The sequence below is a fragment of the Westiellopsis prolifica IICB1 genome (assembly GCF_004323185.1).
Taxonomy (GTDB): domain Bacteria; phylum Cyanobacteriota; class Cyanobacteriia; order Cyanobacteriales; family Nostocaceae; genus Pelatocladus; species Pelatocladus prolificus_A.
Window position 1 is genome coordinate 1,418,821 of record NZ_NAPS01000001.1, and the last position, 17,687, is coordinate 1,436,507.

Genomic DNA, 17,687 nt, shown 5'->3' on the forward strand with positions numbered 1-17,687 from the left:
TACTCGACGACGAGTCTTTGATACTCGACGACGAGTCTTTGATACTCGACGACGAGTCTTTGATACTCGACGACGAGTCTTTGATACTCGACGACAGTGGAGAGTAAAAAACAAGGGAGAATCTATCAAAAACTTGAGTTCGACCTGTCCCCCACACTCCCCTGTCCAGATTCTCTTCCCTGAGTAATTTATGGAAAACGCAGATGTAGTTGTAATTGGTAGCGGTATTGGTGGTTTGAGTTGTGCAGCATTGCTAGCACGGTATGGCTTTGATGTCATCGTTTGTGAGAGCCATGCTATTGCTGGTGGTGCTGCTCATACTTTTGAGCGTCATGGATTCAAGTTTGACTCTGGGCCGTCGCTTTATTCTGGACTATCTTACACACCTTCTGCTAATCCCCTGCGACAAGTACTAGATGCGATCGCAGAAGATGTAGATTGGGTAACATACGATACATGGGGTTGCTGGTTACCGGAAGGGGACTTTGACACCACTGTGGGTGCTGATCAATTTTGTGAAGTTCTTTCTCAGCTGCGTGGTCAGGATGCTGTAGCCGAGTGGCGTCAACTTCAACGTGTGATGAAACCCCTAGCTCAGGCAGCTGTAGCAATTCCCCCGGCAGCTGTACGTTATGATTTGGGTGCAACCATCACAGCGGGTCAATTTGCCTTATCTATGGTTCGCTATGCACCTCATATCCTCAAGTTGACTGGTGCTTTTAGCCAAATCATCAACGGTGTGGTGCGTGATCCTTTTATTTGTAACTGGCTAGACTTGCTGTGTTTTCTGCTTTCTGGACTACCAGCAAATGGAACTAGTGCCGCAGAGATGGCATTTATGTTTGCAGACTGGTATCGACCGGGTGTGGTGCTAGATTATCCGGTTGGTGGTAGTGGTGCGATCGTAGATGCATTGGTACGGGGGCTAACAAAACACGGTGGTCAGTTGATGCTCAATGCTCATGTCGAACAAGTGCTGGTAGAAAATCACCAGGCTACAGGGGTGCGTCTGCGTAATGGTAAGGGAATTTGGGCGCGTCGGGCTGTGATATCTAATGCATCGGTATGGGATACGCTGAAATTATTGCCAGAAACAGCTTTACCAAAATTGTTTCAACAACAACGAGCCGATACACCAGAATGTGATAGCTTTATGCATCTACATCTGGGTATTGATGCTCAAGGACTACGCTCAGATTTAGCATGTCATCACATCATCGTCAACGACTGGGAAAGAGGTGTTAGCGCTGATCAAAACGTGGTTTTAGTGTCGATTCCCTCTATATTAGACCCATCCCTAGCACCCCCAGGAAAACATGTGATTCACGTCTACACTCCTGGTAACGAGCCGTATGCATTGTGGCAAGGAATGGACAGAAATAGCCAACAATATCAGCAACAAAAACAAGCACGATCGCAGGTAATGTGGCAAGCTTTAGAACGAATTATTCCCGATGTGCGATCGCGTTGTGATCTGACTCTTGTGGGTACACCGCTTACCCACGAGCGATTTTTACGCCGTCACCGGGGTTCCTATGGCCCAGCGATCGCAGCCGGAAAAGGTTTGTTTCCAGGTTCTACTACGCCTTTAAAGGGACTGCTATGCTGTGGCGACTCCACATTTCCTGGTATCGGACTACCAGCAGTTGCGGCTAGCGGTATGATTACTGCCAATACACTCGCACCTGTGAATCAGCATTTACAAATGCTTAAGGATATAGGTTATCCTATTTTGGATTTTGGATTTTAGATTTTGGATTGCAATTATTTAAAAAAAACCGTAGGGGCGCACGTTTGTACACTCCTACAACGTATTGTGATCCAAATTAATGAAATTAGTTGTAGCAATTAACTATTTTGCTACTAGCAAAGCAGACTCTAATTACTTAGCTGCTTTCTCTTGGATTCTTTGTTTAGCAGCTTTGAATTGGGTAGCAAGTTGCTCGCTTTCATTGCTACTCAAGTTGTTGCGAATCGCAGCAAACATTGTGCTTTCTTCTTGACGAATATGATCGCCAACAACATCCATTAGCTGTCTAATTTGATCTTTAAATTGAGAAGAAGAGGGATCAATAGCTTTGATTTGCTCTAATCTCCGCTTCATATCTGCTTGCTCATCATACAATTCTTGAGTATCGCTTGCACCGTAGAATGAACGTACTCTTGGGTAGACTACTTCTTCTTCAGCTTCAGCGTGAGCGCTCAAATCCTTGTAGATTTGACCAAAGTATTCTTGAATCTTTTGGGGATCGTTGCTTGCTAATAATTCAGTGAACAAGGTGTTGACTTTGTTATGATCCAAGCGAATGACATCTTGGACATTCATGTCCTTTTTATCACTACCTTGAGTAACAGCACTACCAACAACACCGCTTAATGCAGCCATTGCATCTTGTACCCGTCCCCAAATACCTTGGTCTGCATCATGTCCGGTAAGTTCACGAACACCCAAGATTTCTAAAATTCCTTTGAGTTGTTCTTGGTGAGCGCGGTTTTCAAAGTTAACAGTATTTAAAGGCCCAATGGCCATCATCACATCCGCACCAACTTTTTGTGCTGCTTTGTGAATTGTCAAGCCGGACATTACTTGTTGATGCTTTAATAATTCATGCTGAAATACTTTTTCATACAGGCTTAATTCAGATCCTTGCATCAATTGCCGAACTTTATTAACCATTTCTGTAACAGTTTTTTCTGGCTCGGCTTGAATCCCATATTGGACATTAACTGTTTCTAGAATGCCCTTGTTTTTGCGATCATCTTCGAGCATTTTGCGAATGCGATCGCGAATTTCGTTATCAGTAATTTCATTCAAAAATTGCTCTTCATTTTGAATGAGCAAATCTTGGATTAGTCTCATAGCTGCCAATTTCTCGGCAATAGCAGTACGCTTAGTGTCATCTAAAGTGACAACCATGTTGTATTCTCCTCTCAAAAGTTGTTCTCTTTACTTTTCTCAGATTACATAATAGTTTTAGAGACTACCATCTTTCTTTTGAACGATAACTCCAAAACCAAGGAAATAAAAATGTCATTTTTAGGATAATTTCAAAATTCAAGACACATTTATACTTTGAGATAGATTACTAATAAAACTATACCTCCACCGCCAGATAGATATATTTTCCTTGCGACTTTTCTAGATTGACTCAAGGATAGTTGAAGTGGAGATTGATTCGTAATGTCTGAAAATCCTGGTCTAGGAGAACAGGCGCTAAATAAAGCTGTAGAAATGGGTTTATCTAGCCAATTAGATGAAGTTAAAAATTTGGATGTAAATGTCAAAGCTGAACCACTTAACCTAGTCCAAGGACAGGTGGAAGCAGTCTCTATTGAAGGCGAAGGTTTGGTTATGCAGCAAGAACTCCGCATGGAGAAAATAGAAATGGAAATTAGTAGTGTTGCTATTAATCCTCTGAGTGCTGCTTTCGGCAAAATTGAATTAACTAAACCAACACAAGGTCATGCTTTGGTGATTTTAACCGAAGAGGATATTAACCGTGCTTTTAATTCTGAATATATCGGATCTCAACTCCAAAATCAGAAAATTCACGTTAATGGGCAATTAGTAACTGTTGTGCCACGCAATGTTGATTTTCGTCTACCTGGAGATAGTAAAGTCACACTCAATGCGACTTTATTTTTAAAAGAAAGTAACGAGAATCATAATATAGCCTTTTCAGCAATTCCCCACGTGAGTGAAAACGGAAAAACAGTGACTTTAGACAATGTTGAATATAGTGATAATCAGGAAGTCTCCCAGGAACTGACACAAACTTTAGTGAATACAACTAGCCAAATTTTGAATCTGAATAATTTTGATTTACAAGGAATAGATCTAACAATTAAAAGCTTAGAGGTTGAAGTAGACAAACTCATCCTTAAAGCAGAAGCAGAAGTTGAACAAATCCCTTCAGCATAAAGTTACTTTAATTCTTAAAAGGTGAAACTATGGATACTCAAGAAAGAAACTCTACACCCTATCCCAATATCCCAGCATTTTTGGAAAGTGACGATAGAGAGTTTCGTGATTCTGGTGTACCCAGTACTGTGTCAGTTGCAGGTCATCCCATCCATCCGATTCTTGTGCAATTCCCCATTGCTTTTCTTGTAGGCGCTTTGTTAACTGATGCAGTTTTCTGGTTCACAAATGATAGTTTTTGGGCGAGGGGTTCTTTTTGGTTAATCACTGCTGGTTTAGTGGGCGGTTTTGCAGCAGCCATAACGGGACTTTTGGACTTTTTGAGAATAGGACGAGTCCGCAAGCGTACTGCTGGTTGGGCGCACTTAATTTTGAATGTGAGTGCTTTGGTACTGACGATTATCAACCTAGTGTTACGTTGGAATAATCCAATATCGGCTGTACTACCTTGGGGACTTATAATCTCAGTAATCGTAGCTACACTTCTTGGTATTTCCGGCTGGTACGGTGGAGAATTAGTCTACAGACACAAAATCTCTGTAATTGGTAACGGTAATCCAGAGCAACCATGATACAGGGATTGGGGAGAATCCCCAATCCCCAATCGCTTGTATTCTGGGTTGGTGACTGCGACTATTACAAAGAAAAAGTTATGCAAATCAAAGTCAAAGTTAAACCAAACTCAAAATTTCAAAAGATTGAAGAAACTAGTGATGGCAGTCTAAATATATATTTAAAATCCCCTCCTGTTGATGGGAAAGCAAATGAAGAATTAATCAAAGTTTTATCTGAAAAATTTGATGTTGCCAAATCTAGAATTAGAATTAAGTCTGGTGTCTCATCAAGACAAAAGCTCGTTGAAATAGACACAAATTCGTAGGACAGAAAAACGTTTAAAGAGACGTGCGCCTTTGTTGGATGACAATCCCAACTAGTAAGCTTTATTTGTGCGGACTTACTGCGGACTTACTTTTGATAGAGCGATCGCATAACTGCAACAACTATTGAATTACTTTTCATAAAAATTTAACTCGTTTTCTAAGCTCATGTTTTAAAACGAGTTGGTAGATGCAAAATATAATAGAAATTAATGCTGTACTTCTTCTTTTATTGAGATATATCTTGGTTGGGTTTTGACTCTTTCAATCCATGCTTGAATTGCAGGAAATTGTTGCAAATCATATCCACCTTCCTCAGCTACATGGGTGGGAGCGAACAAGGCAATATCTGCGATTGTATAACGTTCGTTAACAAAAAAATTATGACTCTGTAAATGATTTTCCATCAGCTTTAAGGCTGCATAACCTGATTCACGTTTTTCCTCTATAGCTTCCTTGTATTCTTCCGCTTTACCTAGTATGGAAATCCAAAATCTTAATGGCGAAATGAAAGGCTTTAGGCTGCACTGTTCAAAAAATAACCATTGCATTACTTGTGATCGTAAAAAGCGGTCATAAGGTAAAAATTCTGTACCTTCACTCAAATAAACCAATATAGCATTTGATTCTGTCAAATATTTACCTGGTTTAATCTCCAATACTGGTATTTTGCCATTCGGATTTTTGCTTAAAAACTCTGGTGTTCGAGTCTCATTTTTCAAGATATTCACCTCTATCCTCTCAAATGGCATACCTATTTGTGATAGTAAAAGACGTATCTTGTAGCCATTTCCTGAAGGTAAAAAATCGTACAATCTTAGCGTTTCCATGCCAATATATTGCGAGATGAAGGTTTTGATTAATTATCATGCAGTAAAATACAATCATATTTCAAAAATACTTATAAACAGAAGAAATTTTTTATAAATTCTGCAATTATAGACAAAATAAATTCTCTGAGAAATGAATTTTATATAGGTATTATTTTTATCATTAAAATATTTAATTTGAGTTATTTGCAAGGATCAAACAATGTGTGGAAGATTTACTTTAAGCGTATTTCCAGAAGTTTTAAGCCAAATTTTTGAGATCGAAAAAATTCCCGATTTTAAGCCGCAATATAACATTGCACCTACGCAAATGGTCTTGGCAGTTTTGTATAATTCTGAAAATCACAAACGTGAAATTCAGCAATTACGTTGGGGTTTAATACCTTCATGGGCTAAAGATCAAAGCATGGGAGCAAAGCTCATAAATGCAAGGTCTGAAACTGTAGCTGAAAAACCTGCATTTCGTCGTGCTTTCAAGCACCAACGGTGTTTAGTAGTAGCAGATGGCTTTTACGAATGGCGAAAACAAGATGGTAAAAAGCAGCCATATTATTTTCGTCTGTTGAACGGAAAACCCTTTGCTTTTGCAGGGCTTTGGGAAGAATGGCAATCACCAGAACAAGAACACATAAAATCTTGTACAATTTTGACAACCCAAGCTAACGAATTACTGCAACAGGTTCATGATCGTATGCCAGTAATTCTCCCACAGGAAAATTATAATTTCTGGCTAGATCCTCAAGTTCATGACAGGGAATTGCTACAGCCACTGCTACACCCCTATCCTTCAGAGACGATGACTAGCTATCCTGTCCCAACCTTGGTGAACAGCCCCAAAAATAATAGCCCTGAGTGCATTATCCCGTTAGCATCGTAAGGATCATCTCTAAATCAGTTAAATTAGCTAATAGTTAAAAAACTCCTGCCAGTAGCCCAACATCAATGAGAGGCGTCATATGCCAAGAACTCAGAAAAACGATAATTTTATTGATAAATCCTTTACAGTTATGGCAGATCTCATCCTAAAGATTCTGCCGGCGAACAAAAGAGCAAAAGAAGCCTTTGTTTATTACCGAGACGGAATGTCGGCGCAATCAGAAGGAGAATACGCCGAAGCTTTAGACAACTATAAGCAAGCTTTAGAACTAGAAGACGACTCTCTCGATCGCGGTTACATACTTTACAACATGGGATTAATCCATGCTAGTAACGGCGAACACCAAACAGCTTTAGAGTTATATCACCAAGCACTAGAGTACAATCCCCGCTTACCTCAAGCCTTAAATAACATCGCCGTCATTTATCACTATTTAGGGGAAAAAGCTAAAGAAGCAGGAGATCAAGACGGTGGTGAAGCACTGTTTGACAAAGCTGCTGACTATTGGGTGAGAGCCATTCGCCTTGCTCCCAATAACTACATCGAAGCCCAAAACTGGCTGAAAACCACAGGTAGAATGCAAATTGATGTATTCTTTTAAGTCATTGGCCAAGTGTCAAGTGTCATTTGTCCTTTGTCCTTTGTCATTACTAAAAAATATACGACTCATGACTAATAACCAATGACACTTGACCATTGACCATTGACCATTGACCATTGACCATTGACCAAATTTTATGCTCGATCGCGAACAAGTTCATAAAGTAGCCCATCTTGCTCGTTTAGAATTGACACCAGAAGAGGAAGAACAATTCACTACTCAACTGGCTAGTATTCTGGACTATTTTGAGCAATTGAGTGAATTAGATGTTAGTGACGTACCACCCACAACACGGGCTATTGATGTCAGTAATGTGACACGCGCCGACGATCTTCAACCATACAGCGATCGCGAAGCAATTCTGCAAAGTGCGCCAGAACAAGAAGGCGAATTTTTCAAAGTGCCAAAAATTCTTAATGAAGAATAAGTTAGTAGGGGCGTATGACCTACACCCCTATCCACTAATACCATTTCACAAAAATCTTGATACAAATACAGGTGTGTAGACGTAGCAATGCTACGTCTGGTACAAGATTCATATGTATCGCTATTAACGTGAAATGGTATGACATCATTAAAGGAGGATAATTATGGGTTTGGGGATTCTCAAGGATGGTAAGTGGCTATCTCAACGGGAACAGGAAGACTCAGCAGGTAAATTTATCCGTCCTTCTACAACTTTTCGCAACAAAATTACCGCCGATGGTTCCAGTGGGTTTCAGGCTGAAGCAGGGCGCTATCATTTGTATATTTCCTGGGCTTGTCCTTGGGCGTGTCGTACCGCAATTATGCGCCAACTCAAAGGACTGAAAGATATTGTTGGGATGTCTGTAGTTGCTCCCGAAATTGACGACAATGGTTGGGAATTTGCAGATGAACCAGGTTGTATTCCTGATACTGTTAACGGTGTTGACTATCTCTGGCAAATTTATCTCAAAGCTGATCCCAATTATAGCGGACGTGTCACAATTCCTGTTCTGTGGGATACACAAAAAAATACAATTGTCAATAACGAATCCCGCGAAATTATGCGGATGTTTGACACTGAGTTTTATCATCTTGCTCAGGGCAATGTAAATTTTTATCCAGAAAATTCACAAAAAGTTATTGACGAAACGATAGACGCTATTTACCAACCGATAAACAATGGCGTGTATCGGGCGGGATTTGCAACCAAGCAAGCAGCTTATGATGAAGCAGTAACAGAATTATTTGATGCTCTTGATGATTGGGAAAAAATTTTAGGAGAGCAACGTTATCTGTGTGGGGATCAAATTACGGAAGCAGACTGGTGTATGTTCACAACTTTGTTTCGCTTTGATCCAGTCTATTATGTGCATTTCAAATGCAACTTACGTCACATCGTAGATTACCCTAACTTGTGGAATTATCTCAAAGACTTGTACCAACAGCCGGGTGTAAAACAGACTTGTAATTTAGACCACATCAAGCGACATTATTACCGGAGTCATCCCAAAGTTAACCCGACTCGGATTGTTCCTAAAGGACCACTGATTGATTTTGATGCTCCCCATAATCGCGATCGCATGTTTGCAAAATAGAAACAGCATCCCAAATATTCAAAAAAAGAGCGATTTAATAGGCGATCCCTAATCCCTACACTACCGACAAACACTGACTTATACAGTAGACTAATCTCAAAGTGTGAGGAATGGGAACATGGCTAATCCACAACCAGGGGCTAAATTGCTTCCTTTAGCTTTCATTGGTGTATGTTTTTGTGTCGGAATTAGTATTGGATTGGGTATTCGTTCTAAGCGTACGCAAGCTACAGATACAAACAACCTACCCAGTGAAATTGTTCCAGAGCCTAGCTATACAGATACTATTACCATTCAAGCTGTTGGGGATGTTATTCCTGGTACGAATTTTCCTAACTACAAATTACCACGCGATCGCAACGAATTAATCCCAAAGTCGGTAAAAACACAGTTAAAAAAAGCTGATATTTTATTCGGTAACTTTGAAACCAGCTTAACTAACTATCCATACACTACCAAAGACATCAGTCGTGGACAGATGTTCGCGTTTCGTTCTCCACCTTCCTATGCTCAGTTATTTGCTGATGTCGGCTTTGATGTATTTAATATTGCTAACAATCACGCGATGGATTTTGGTTTAGTGGGGTTTGCAGATACGATTAAGAATCTCTCTGCTGTTGGGATTGAAACACTAGGTCATAAAAATCAAATACTTTTACTACAAGTTAAAAATATTTCAGTTGCAATGATCGGGTTTGCACCCTATAAACGTTACAACTCGATTCACGATTTCAAAACAGCCAAAAACCTGGTAAAACAAGCTAAAAAACGTGCGGATGTGGTAATTGTATCAATGCACGCCGGAGCAGAAGGAACAAAAGCACTACGAGTCAAAAATCAGACCGAAATTTTCTATGGAGAAAATCGAGGTAATCCCGTAAAATTTGCTCGCACAATGATTAATGCGGGAGCAGATTTAGTTCTTGGTCATGGTCCCCATGTTCCCAGAGCCATGGAGATTTATAAAGAAAAATTGATTGCTTACTCTTTAGGGAATTTTTTAGGATACCGAACTTTATCTAATAGAGATGAGACGGGCTACTCAATGATTTTAGAAGTAAAATTAAATTCCCAAGGGGATTTAGTCAGAGGTAAAATTATTCCTGTGCATATGAATCGTCAGGGAATCCCCTATATTGATAAGCAATTGCGAACCGTAAAACTTATCCGTTATTTGACTACAAACGATTTTCCTAATACACCAGTGAAGATTAATAAAAAAGGAGAAATAACAGTTATAAATTAACTAGGCGATCGCGAAACTTTTTTTGAAAAAGATGCAACTGCAATTGCTCAACAACTAGAGAAAATCACCCCAAAAAATCACAAAAAATAAATAGAGTTATCCGAGGTGTTGTGTCCATTTTTCCCACAATGGATGCACATCTTGTGGCTGTCCTTCATAATTAAGCAGCTCGTCAGAAATTAATACCCAAGGCTGGGCGCTGCTTGTCCAGATGTTACCCACAGGACGTAACCAACTTGTATCATCTAAAGTTCCAGCTTTGACGTTGATTGTCTCTCGATTGTAAGCACGGTCATGAAACAATCTTGTGCCGCAGTTATCGCCAAACAAACACTTCACCTCCCGTCCACTATCGGCTTTACGGCTTATAAACAACTTGTGGGGGCGATCGTAAAATCACCCCCACAGTTGTTTATAAGCTTATTAAATAGCACCAGCCCTTGAAATATTAATCAGCAATATTAACCAAACTTGGAACTTGTGAATTTGCCAATGTTGGCGCGGTCATAATAGTTGAATATAAACTTGATGGCTGTTGTCTAGCGACTACTGGTAGAAACTGACGAGCGTGGGCTGCAACCTCTACAGTCTTGACATCGTAGGTTTGGGTTGCCAATTTGGGATACAAGCCGATACCGATGATTGGAAGTAAAAGACAAGCAGTGATGAACAATTCGCGGGGTTTAACATCGGCGACTACTGCATCCAAATGTAATTCTGTATTTTGCTTACCGTAGAAAACTTGACGCAACATCGACAACAGATAAATTGGAGTCAGAATCACGCCTACAGCAGATAGGAGTACAATTACAACTTTGAAACTGGAACTGTAAACATCGCTGGTAGCAATACCCAGGAATACCATCAACTCACCCACAAAGCCGCTCATTCCTGGTAAGGCGAGAGAAGCCATTGCACCGGCGGTAAATAGAGCGAAGGTTCTAGGCATTAGTTTAGCAATACCACCCATTTGATCCATCATTAAGGTGTGGGTGCGTTCGTAAGTAACACCAGAGAGGAAGAACAAGCTAGCAGCAATCAAACCGTGGGAAATCATTTGCAGTACAGCACCGCTCATACCTATTTCTGTATAGGAAGCAATACCAACTAGCACAAATCCCATGTGGGCGATAGAAGAATAGGCTAAACGACGCTTGAGGTTAGTTTGAGCAAAAGCACAACAAGCACCATAGATAATATTGACTACACCTAAAACTGCCAGAACTGGAGCGAAGTAAACATGAGCATTGGTTAGCATCTCCATATTGATGCGAATCAGTGCATAACCACCCATCTTTAACAACACACCAGCCAAAATCATCGAACCAGGTGCAGAAGCTTCACCGTGAGCATCAGGTAGCCAAGTGTGGAGAGGGAAAATTGGTAGTTTGACACCAAAGGCGATCAAGAAACCTGCGTAAACCAGTAATTCTAAAGCTCTAGGATATTGCTTGGCTGCCAAAGTTGCCATATCGAAGCTGACGGTATCGCCAGAGAAGGCCATTGCAAAAGCTGCTACCAAAATAAATATAGAAGCTGCGGCGGTATAAAGAATAAATTTAGTAGCTGCATAACGGCGCTTTTGTCCTCCCCAGATGGAAATCAATAGGTAGACGGGTACTAATTCGATTTCCCACATTAAGAAGAACAACAGCAAATCTTGGGCAACAAATACGCCAATTTGAGCGCTGTATAACGCCAACATCAAACCATAAAACAAACGCGGCTTGTTGGTTACTTTCCAAGCCGCGAAGATTGCGAGGGTGTTAATTAAGCCTGTTAGCAGTATTAAAGGCATTGATAATCCATCGACTGCAACAGACCAGTTTAAGCCTAATTGCGGAATCCAAGGATATTTTTCTATAAGTTGAAATGCTGAACTTTGAAAATCGTAGCTCTGCCAAAAAGCAGAAATCATTAATCCAAAATCGGCGATCGCCACTCCCAGAGCATACCAACGGGCAGTTTTACCTTCTTTATCTGGGATGAGCGGAATGGCTAAGGCAGCCACCAACGGCAAGACAATTATGGTTGTTAACCAAGGAAATTGAGCAATCATCACTGACAATCGTTTTTCGTTTTTACTTTTAATTACATTATATTAAGCACTTAATACTTTTGTAAACGATATTTATCCCTATAAACATTAAATCTTCAAAAAACTTAGTTATAAATACTCATAAATTTTGTAAAATTCACTCTGAATGTAAAGTTTGGCTAAATCAATAAAAAACGATGGCTCCACCCATCGTTATAAATCTTAATATCAACTGTCTTAAGGATGATCTTTTCAGCCAAAAAATTTTTGCTGTTCACACAATGCGGTTAACAATCGTCCAGACATCACCGTCAGAACGGACATAGGGAACCGAGATTGTCTTGAAGCCAGTAATAAACGGCTTGTAATAGACTTGCCAATACAACGGACTAAGTTCATCAGCGCAAGCCTTGAGACCGCGTATCTCTGTAGCAAGTTCCGCCGCAAGTTCATTAATGCGTTCAGCATGAACCTGAGCAATCTTTCTTGCTTCCTCTAGTTGTTCCTCTACGGAAAGCTGTTTGGCTAGTATTTGCCTTTGTTGTAACTGGTGTTGTTTTTGCGTCAATTGAACTTCCAAAGCAGCGATCGCATCATCTATTCCCTTGAGTTCCGCCACCAATTGGGAATTCTCGCGAGCATAACGACGATAAGCTTCTGCTATTGCTTGGGGTGAATCATTTTCTGGAAGTGTGACGCTAACACTCAAACAAGCACGTTCCTCACGCAGAACATTAATTTGAGAACGAACTGCTGAAATTTCAGCCAGAATTTGCTCGGTAGTCATTAGTCTATAGTCCATAGTCCATAGTCCATAGTCTAGAGTTTTTGACAATTGACAATTGACAATTGACTAATAAAAACTCCTTGCTCCTTGAGTATCAATTGCAAGCGATCGCACTGTGGGCGAAATTCCTTGTGATTGCCAAGCAGCTGACATCGCCGCCACCACTGCTTCCGAATCTTTTGTATCAGTTAATGCTAGTAAAGTAGGTCCTGCACCACTAATCACCATACCATAAGCACCCGCAGCAATAGCAGCAGCATTAACCGCATCGTAACCTTGAATCAGTGCCTTTCGGTAAGGTTGATGTAACTTATCTTGCAAAGCAGCCCTTAACCAATCTCCGTTGCCAGTCTCCAAACCACGCAACAACAATCCCAAATGCGCTGTATTAAAAATCGCATCTGCCCGACTCACCTGAGAAGGTAACACCTGCCTAGCCTCCTTTGTAGAAAGCTCAAAATCAGGAATCGCCACCACAGGGACAATATTCTCACACCAAGTAACCTCACAAATTTCCCACTCTTGGTGTTCTACCTTACGGTAGACACGAAGTGGCTTCTGAAAGTAGCCGCTTGCGCGTCTAAGGCGTCTTGGCGGTTCAACCTCTACCCCCGTAGCTGCCAAACGACAACCCCCCAACAAAGCTGGCACAACATTATCTGGGTGTCCTTCCATGGCGATCGCCAACTCCATAACTTGTGATTGACTCAGAGGTTCACCCGCCAACACATTTGCACCAACCAAACCGCCAACAATCGCCGTTGCTGAACTACCCAAACCCCTCGCTAACGGCACACCCAACTTAATCTCAATTTCCACGGGTGGCGGAGTTTGCTCCAAGTATTGATATAACTTTACAAATGCCTGATAGAGCAAATTACTCTCATCAGTTTGCATTTGTTCAGCCTCTGCACCAGTGACAGTGATCTTTACCTTTCCGATTTCTCCTTCCAAAGGGAAAGATGAATCCACACGCATAAACTTAAACTCGTTGTACAGCGTTAAAGCCGCACCGATACAATCAAAACCAGGTCCCAAATTTGCGGTAGTTGCGGGGACGATAACAGATATAGAATCAACAGCAGCCATTGAAAAAAATTTAACTAATCAATCAACCAGCATCTCACGATTTTGGATTTTGTAATGGGTTGACTCTGCCCTTATGGGAGGGTGTATGCTTGCTGTAGGCGGAAGCCTTCCCGAAGGGTGGGTAAAGTAATCCAAAACGTTGCTCTATGGAGCAATCTTTAGGGCGTTTTGGGTCTCCCTGTGAAGCAAGAATCCCATCCGCTTTTAGCGGTGGGAGTGTCAAATCACAGAAGTGCTATTTCCTGTAACTCAGGCTTGAATAGAATTTGTAAACTTAGTAACTTTTTGGAAACTGGGTTTTGATTAAAAGCAGCTACTATTTTTTATTAAAAAATGTTAAATTACAAATGTTGGATTAAAAATAGTAAACTAAATCTATTCAACCAAAAATAAATAAAGTTGCTTGTAAAAAACAACGACTGGAAGTGCATCCAGTCGTTGAAAAAAAAGCGGGCTAACCGCTATTAACATGGTTAACCCGTGCAGCTTTGGGAACGCGCAGATAAATTACTATTGCAATACCAACTTAACGTTAGCATTTTGCAAACCGCGCTGTTTCACTTCTGTCAAGGTCTTGTTAACAGCATACTTTTGGTTGATAGAGTTAATCAGTTCGGTCTGATTATGCTTCTTAGCAACACCCCACAGGTCTGCGATTAGATCAAAAGAACCATCGCTGTTGCGAGACCAACCGAGGTCATATTCGCCTTCCAATACTGCTACGATGTCAGCGCGAACACGCTGACCATTGTAACCGCGTACATCAGCTTCGGTTTTTACGCTAATACCGAGGTCACGTAGGGATTGCTTGAGGATTTCAGCTTCGGTAATTTTGGTACGCAGAGTGCTAAAATGAGACATTTGGGTTTCCTCCAAAGAGAGTAGAGAAAAAGGACAACAGTTTAGTTTGTTTGAGAGTAAGCCGCGTTTTCGCAGAACGCGGTTTTTTGATTCACAGCTAGCTTTTATTGCTAGCTCTTCCCCCCTGCGTTCACAGGGGAAAGCTTTTAGAATTCCATTCGCTGATACTCAGCAATGGAAGCTGCTGCGGGTCGCGCACGTTGTCTAGCCCAATCTCTGAGGGCTGTAACTTGTTCTTGCATCGTTCGAGACAACGGCAATGTAGCTTTGAGCGCAGCAATAATATCTAATTGAGTGAACTCCCGATCCTGGGCGAAAGCTTCGTACATCGCCGCGACGACCGCCTGTTCAATTTCTGCCCCAGAGAAGCCATCTGACATTTTAGACAACTGTTCTAAGTCAAATCTAGAGATGTCTTTCCGGCGCTTATTAAGGTGGATCTTAAATATATCTTGTCGTTCTTCTGGTGTGGGCAGATCCACAAAGAAAATTTCATCAAAACGACCTTTCCTTAAAAATTCTCCTGGTAATCTTTCCACTCGGTTTGCAGTAGCCATTACAAATACCGGAGATTTTTTCTCTTGCATCCAGGTAAGGAAAGATCCAAATATTCTGCTAGAAGTACCGCCATCAGAATCAGAAGATCCAGTACTACCAGCAAATGATTTATCTAATTCATCGATAAATAATATTGCCGGGGAAATAGATTCAGCAGTCTTAAGGGCGTTACGTAAATTTGCTTCCGAACGACCCACCATTGAGCCATCGTAGACTCGGCCCATATCTAACCGCAACAGTGGCAAACCCCAGAGTCGAGATGTGGTTTTCGCAATCAACGACTTACCGCAACCCGGAACACCGAGAATTAACATCCCTTTTGGTTGAGGTAAACCATATTCCCGCGCCCTTTCAGTAAAAGCATTGGAACGCTGTGTTAACCACTTCTTCAACTCTTCCAACCCACCTACCGAGTCAATGGTTTCATCTTCTTCTATGTACTCTAGTATACCATTGCGGCGGATTAATTGTTTTTTCTCTGATAATACAATATCAACTTCTTCTTCTGTTAAGCGTCCTGTTGTTACTTGAGCTTTACGATATACTTTCTCAGCTTCGTCTTTAGTTAATCCTAAAGCAGCTCTGAGAAGTTTTTCCCGTGCTTCCGTTGGCAGTCGTCGCCCACGATTGTTATCTATGTGATGAGTTAATACTTTATTCAACTCACCCATATCTGGAAGTGCAAAGTCTAAAACAACAACTTCTTTTTCCAGCTCAATGGGTACCTGCTGCATCGGTGACATCAAAATGATGTTCTTTTGCGTGCCTTTAAAGCTGGCGATCGCATCCCGTAAAGACCTTGTTGTCGCAGGCGCATCTATAAAAGGATGTAAATCTTTAAGAATAAATATACCTGGCTCTCTTTGCCGGATAATCCAATCAATCGCCGCTTCTGGTGAAACAGTATTATGCTGACCTACGTTCCGGGGTTGACCATATTCCACGATGCCGTGAGTTACTGTCCAAACGTACACTCGCCGTTGTGGTTTTGACGATTGAGCGATTGTAAAGATTGCCTGCTCAGCCCGCTCTTCCTCGGAGGTCACAAGGTAGATTAAAGGGTATTGAGCTTGAATGAGGATATTGAGCTCTTCTTTCATACATCGACCTACTTGAGACCTTTTACAGAAACTCTAGACATCGCAGTTGGCAAAGATGGCAGAATTGTCAGTATTTAATAACTGATTGTATATTTGCAATTCTGATGTTATTTAGCAAGGAACCAACTCTTCCTCACCTTTTGGATGGGCTTGTTCTTCCATCTCTTCCACTGACAGATGTTCTTGACCAATTACTCCTGGTTGTTTGCCCATAGCAACCAATTCGCCATCCCGTACAACCAATGAGCTTTCACAATTAGGACAGGTGTAAACTCTATGAGTTTTTCCGTAGATAGCTACTTCTTCAACTAGCTCCGAATTTGCCAGGTAGAAAACGAGGGCCCGTTCGGCAAGATCCGACATTGGTGCTGAATCAATAGCTGAACGTATTTTCAGTTTTCTGTGCAGTTCTGGTGATAAGTATAAAGTAACCTTTTGCTTATTAGCTTGCATAACTCTGTTAACGGTCTTACCCGGGTATGTATCTTACGATATCTACTCCTGTTTGGCTTGTCAAGACAGCAAGACGCTTTGACGTCAATCTTGTAATAATAATTTACAAAAAAATGAATACAAGGCTTTGCAGCATCACAGCAGCTAGTGATAAAAAAACAACACAATCTCAAGAATATTTAGTGAGATACCGATAACTTCCCTTTGATGACTATATTGATGAAAGCCTTGATTAATAACGCCTTGGTTCTTCTACCTCCTGCCTCTGACTTCCTCAGGAATTCAAGACACTTTATTTACGCGATCGCATTGTCTGTAATTCTAGGAAGCTGTACAACAACCCCTGATTTCAACATCTCCAATCAAACTTGGAAAATCTATAGTAATGACCGGTATGGCTTTGAATTTCCCTATCCCAGCACCTGGAAATCTTTGCCATCAGACAACGGCGACGGAATTGTTTTTATTTCTCCAAGAAATAGATTTGTAGAAATTCGTAGTTGGGCAGGAATGCAACTACCAGAAGTCATAATCTTAGAAAAAAATCCCAAAACATCAATAAATCCCAACTTCACCACAGCCCAAAGAGTATCTGGAGTCCTGACAGTAGAAGTAGGACAACAAGAAGGGGTCATGACACTGAAATTAGCCCAAGGACAGCTGAAATACTACTGGCAGGGAAAAGCACCCAGCCAGGAATTTAATAATTACTACCGCTTTTTTCATTACATAGCTAGTAGCTATAAAATTGGTCAATAATCAATAGTCAATAGTCAATAGTCATTTGAATTCTCCCTCTTCGCGTGTCTCCCTTGTACCTGATCTCTGACTCCTGATCTCCAATCCCCAGTCCCCAATCCCCAGTCCCCGATCCCCGATCCCCAG

The 17,687-nt window shown here is 41.1% G+C and carries 20 protein-coding genes; 11 read left to right on the top strand and 9 right to left on the bottom strand.

Annotation, left to right across the window (positions count from 1 at the left end):
* On the top strand, positions 1-187 hold a 187-nt coding region (locus B4U84_RS30395), incomplete at its 5' end, for a hypothetical protein (protein ID WP_165490251.1).
* A 3-nt stretch (positions 188-190) separates the two neighbouring features.
* Positions 191-1,750: a phytoene desaturase family protein gene (locus B4U84_RS06065; protein ID WP_131116130.1), complete on the top strand. Its 1,560-nt coding sequence runs from the start codon at positions 191-193 to the stop codon at positions 1,748-1,750.
* Positions 1,751-1,882: 132 nt separating this feature from the next.
* On the opposite strand, the gene B4U84_RS06070 is transcribed toward B4U84_RS06065, so the two are convergent.
* Complete coding sequence (locus tag B4U84_RS06070) at positions 1,883-2,917, bottom strand: hemerythrin domain-containing protein (protein ID WP_131116132.1); 1,035 nt, start codon at positions 2,915-2,917, stop codon at positions 1,883-1,885.
* Between the two features lie 264 nt (positions 2,918-3,181).
* Here B4U84_RS06070 and B4U84_RS06075 point away from each other — a divergent pair, with 264 nt between their 5' ends.
* The 3 genes from B4U84_RS06075 (at position 3,182) to B4U84_RS06085 (ending at position 4,802) form a co-directional block, all read left to right on the top strand.
* Positions 3,182-3,922 carry an LmeA family phospholipid-binding protein gene (locus B4U84_RS06075; RefSeq protein WP_131116134.1) on the top strand — a complete coding sequence of 247 codons (741 nt, stop codon included), beginning with the start codon at positions 3,182-3,184 and terminating at the stop codon, positions 3,920-3,922.
* Positions 3,923-3,951: 29 nt separating this feature from the next.
* The gene (locus tag B4U84_RS06080) at positions 3,952-4,494 is read left to right on the top strand and encodes a DUF2231 domain-containing protein (RefSeq protein ID WP_017309241.1); all 543 of its coding nucleotides are present in this window, start codon (positions 3,952-3,954) and stop codon (positions 4,492-4,494) included.
* Positions 4,495-4,574: 80 nt separating this feature from the next.
* Positions 4,575-4,802: a DUF167 domain-containing protein gene (locus B4U84_RS06085; protein WP_017309239.1), complete on the top strand. Its 228-nt coding sequence runs from the start codon at positions 4,575-4,577 to the stop codon at positions 4,800-4,802.
* 207 nt (positions 4,803-5,009) lie between these two features.
* Here B4U84_RS06085 and B4U84_RS06090 read toward each other — a convergent pair whose 3' ends face one another.
* Positions 5,010-5,630, bottom strand: coding sequence for a glutathione S-transferase family protein (locus B4U84_RS06090; RefSeq protein WP_017309238.1), 621 nt, complete (start codon positions 5,628-5,630; stop codon positions 5,010-5,012).
* Between the two features lie 202 nt (positions 5,631-5,832).
* Here B4U84_RS06090 and B4U84_RS06095 point away from each other — a divergent pair, with 202 nt between their 5' ends.
* From B4U84_RS06095 to B4U84_RS06115, 5 genes are all read left to right on the top strand, one after another.
* Complete coding sequence (locus B4U84_RS06095) at positions 5,833-6,507, top strand: SOS response-associated peptidase (RefSeq protein ID WP_131116136.1); 675 nt, start codon at positions 5,833-5,835, stop codon at positions 6,505-6,507.
* A 79-nt stretch (positions 6,508-6,586) separates the two neighbouring features.
* Entirely contained in the window at positions 6,587-7,108 is a 522-nt protein-coding gene (locus tag B4U84_RS06100) for a photosystem I assembly protein Ycf3 (protein ID WP_131116140.1), read from the top strand.
* A 136-nt stretch (positions 7,109-7,244) separates the two neighbouring features.
* Positions 7,245-7,535 (top strand): Asp-tRNA(Asn)/Glu-tRNA(Gln) amidotransferase subunit GatC, encoded by a 291-nt coding sequence (gene gatC, locus B4U84_RS06105; protein WP_016860287.1) that lies wholly within the window; start codon positions 7,245-7,247, stop codon positions 7,533-7,535.
* Positions 7,536-7,698: 163 nt separating this feature from the next.
* A complete protein-coding gene (locus B4U84_RS06110) occupies positions 7,699-8,670 on the top strand; it encodes a glutathione S-transferase family protein (RefSeq protein ID WP_131116143.1) in 972 nt (323 codons plus the stop codon).
* Positions 8,671-8,788: 118 nt separating this feature from the next.
* The gene (locus B4U84_RS06115) at positions 8,789-9,916 is read left to right on the top strand and encodes a CapA family protein (RefSeq protein WP_131116146.1); all 1,128 of its coding nucleotides are present in this window, start codon (positions 8,789-8,791) and stop codon (positions 9,914-9,916) included.
* A gap of 96 nt (positions 9,917-10,012) precedes the next feature.
* On the opposite strand, the gene B4U84_RS06120 is transcribed toward B4U84_RS06115, so the two are convergent.
* From B4U84_RS06120 to B4U84_RS06150, 7 genes are all read right to left on the bottom strand, one after another.
* A complete protein-coding gene (locus tag B4U84_RS06120) occupies positions 10,013-10,291 on the bottom strand; it encodes a GFA family protein (protein WP_131116148.1) in 279 nt (92 codons plus the stop codon).
* 73 nt (positions 10,292-10,364) lie between these two features.
* Positions 10,365-11,975 carry an NAD(P)H-quinone oxidoreductase subunit 4 gene (locus tag B4U84_RS06125; RefSeq protein WP_017309232.1) on the bottom strand — a complete coding sequence of 537 codons (1,611 nt, stop codon included), beginning with the start codon at positions 11,973-11,975 and terminating at the stop codon, positions 10,365-10,367.
* Between the two features lie 253 nt (positions 11,976-12,228).
* Positions 12,229-12,741, bottom strand: a complete 513-nt coding sequence (locus B4U84_RS06130; RefSeq protein ID WP_026081762.1) for a hypothetical protein — start codon at positions 12,739-12,741, stop codon at positions 12,229-12,231.
* A gap of 66 nt (positions 12,742-12,807) precedes the next feature.
* The gene (gene thrB / locus B4U84_RS06135; protein WP_131116150.1) at positions 12,808-13,830 is read right to left on the bottom strand and encodes a homoserine kinase; all 1,023 of its coding nucleotides are present in this window, start codon (positions 13,828-13,830) and stop codon (positions 12,808-12,810) included.
* Positions 13,831-14,340: 510 nt separating this feature from the next.
* Entirely contained in the window at positions 14,341-14,691 is a 351-nt protein-coding gene (locus B4U84_RS06140) for a DUF1257 domain-containing protein (protein WP_016863491.1), read from the bottom strand.
* A gap of 146 nt (positions 14,692-14,837) precedes the next feature.
* On the bottom strand, positions 14,838-16,349 hold the full coding sequence (gene ycf46, locus B4U84_RS06145) for a stress-responsive protein Ycf46 (protein WP_017309229.1): 1,512 nt from the start codon (positions 16,347-16,349) through the stop codon (positions 14,838-14,840).
* Between the two features lie 111 nt (positions 16,350-16,460).
* On the bottom strand, positions 16,461-16,802 hold the full coding sequence (locus tag B4U84_RS06150) for a slr0373 family blue light stress response protein (protein ID WP_017309228.1): 342 nt from the start codon (positions 16,800-16,802) through the stop codon (positions 16,461-16,463).
* Positions 16,803-17,021: 219 nt separating this feature from the next.
* On the opposite strand from B4U84_RS06150, the gene B4U84_RS06155 reads away from it, so the two are divergent.
* A complete protein-coding gene (locus tag B4U84_RS06155; protein WP_131116153.1) occupies positions 17,022-17,561 on the top strand; it encodes a hypothetical protein in 540 nt (179 codons plus the stop codon).
* Positions 17,562-17,687 lie beyond the last annotated feature (126 nt).

Coding starts and splice junctions, on each gene's coding strand:
- B4U84_RS06065 (WP_131116130.1), top strand. CDS start 191: ATGGAAAACGCAGATGTAGTTGTAATTGGTAGCGGTATTGGTGGTTTG.
- B4U84_RS06070 (WP_131116132.1), bottom strand. CDS start 2,917: ATGGTTGTCACTTTAGATGACACTAAGCGTACTGCTATTGCCGAGAAA.
- B4U84_RS06075 (WP_131116134.1), top strand. CDS start 3,182: ATGTCTGAAAATCCTGGTCTAGGAGAACAGGCGCTAAATAAAGCTGTA.
- B4U84_RS06080 (WP_017309241.1), top strand. CDS start 3,952: ATGGATACTCAAGAAAGAAACTCTACACCCTATCCCAATATCCCAGCA.
- B4U84_RS06085 (WP_017309239.1), top strand. CDS start 4,575: ATGCAAATCAAAGTCAAAGTTAAACCAAACTCAAAATTTCAAAAGATT.
- B4U84_RS06090 (WP_017309238.1), bottom strand. CDS start 5,630: ATGGAAACGCTAAGATTGTACGATTTTTTACCTTCAGGAAATGGCTAC.
- B4U84_RS06095 (WP_131116136.1), top strand. CDS start 5,833: ATGTGTGGAAGATTTACTTTAAGCGTATTTCCAGAAGTTTTAAGCCAA.
- B4U84_RS06100 (WP_131116140.1), top strand. CDS start 6,587: ATGCCAAGAACTCAGAAAAACGATAATTTTATTGATAAATCCTTTACA.
- gatC (WP_016860287.1), top strand. CDS start 7,245: ATGCTCGATCGCGAACAAGTTCATAAAGTAGCCCATCTTGCTCGTTTA.
- B4U84_RS06110 (WP_131116143.1), top strand. CDS start 7,699: ATGGGTTTGGGGATTCTCAAGGATGGTAAGTGGCTATCTCAACGGGAA.
- B4U84_RS06115 (WP_131116146.1), top strand. CDS start 8,789: ATGGCTAATCCACAACCAGGGGCTAAATTGCTTCCTTTAGCTTTCATT.
- B4U84_RS06125 (WP_017309232.1), bottom strand. CDS start 11,975: ATGATTGCTCAATTTCCTTGGTTAACAACCATAATTGTCTTGCCGTTG.
- B4U84_RS06130 (WP_026081762.1), bottom strand. CDS start 12,741: ATGACTACCGAGCAAATTCTGGCTGAAATTTCAGCAGTTCGTTCTCAA.
- thrB (WP_131116150.1), bottom strand. CDS start 13,830: ATGGCTGCTGTTGATTCTATATCTGTTATCGTCCCCGCAACTACCGCA.
- B4U84_RS06140 (WP_016863491.1), bottom strand. CDS start 14,691: ATGTCTCATTTTAGCACTCTGCGTACCAAAATTACCGAAGCTGAAATC.
- ycf46 (WP_017309229.1), bottom strand. CDS start 16,349: ATGAAAGAAGAGCTCAATATCCTCATTCAAGCTCAATACCCTTTAATC.
- B4U84_RS06150 (WP_017309228.1), bottom strand. CDS start 16,802: ATGCAAGCTAATAAGCAAAAGGTTACTTTATACTTATCACCAGAACTG.
- B4U84_RS06155 (WP_131116153.1), top strand. CDS start 17,022: ATGAAAGCCTTGATTAATAACGCCTTGGTTCTTCTACCTCCTGCCTCT.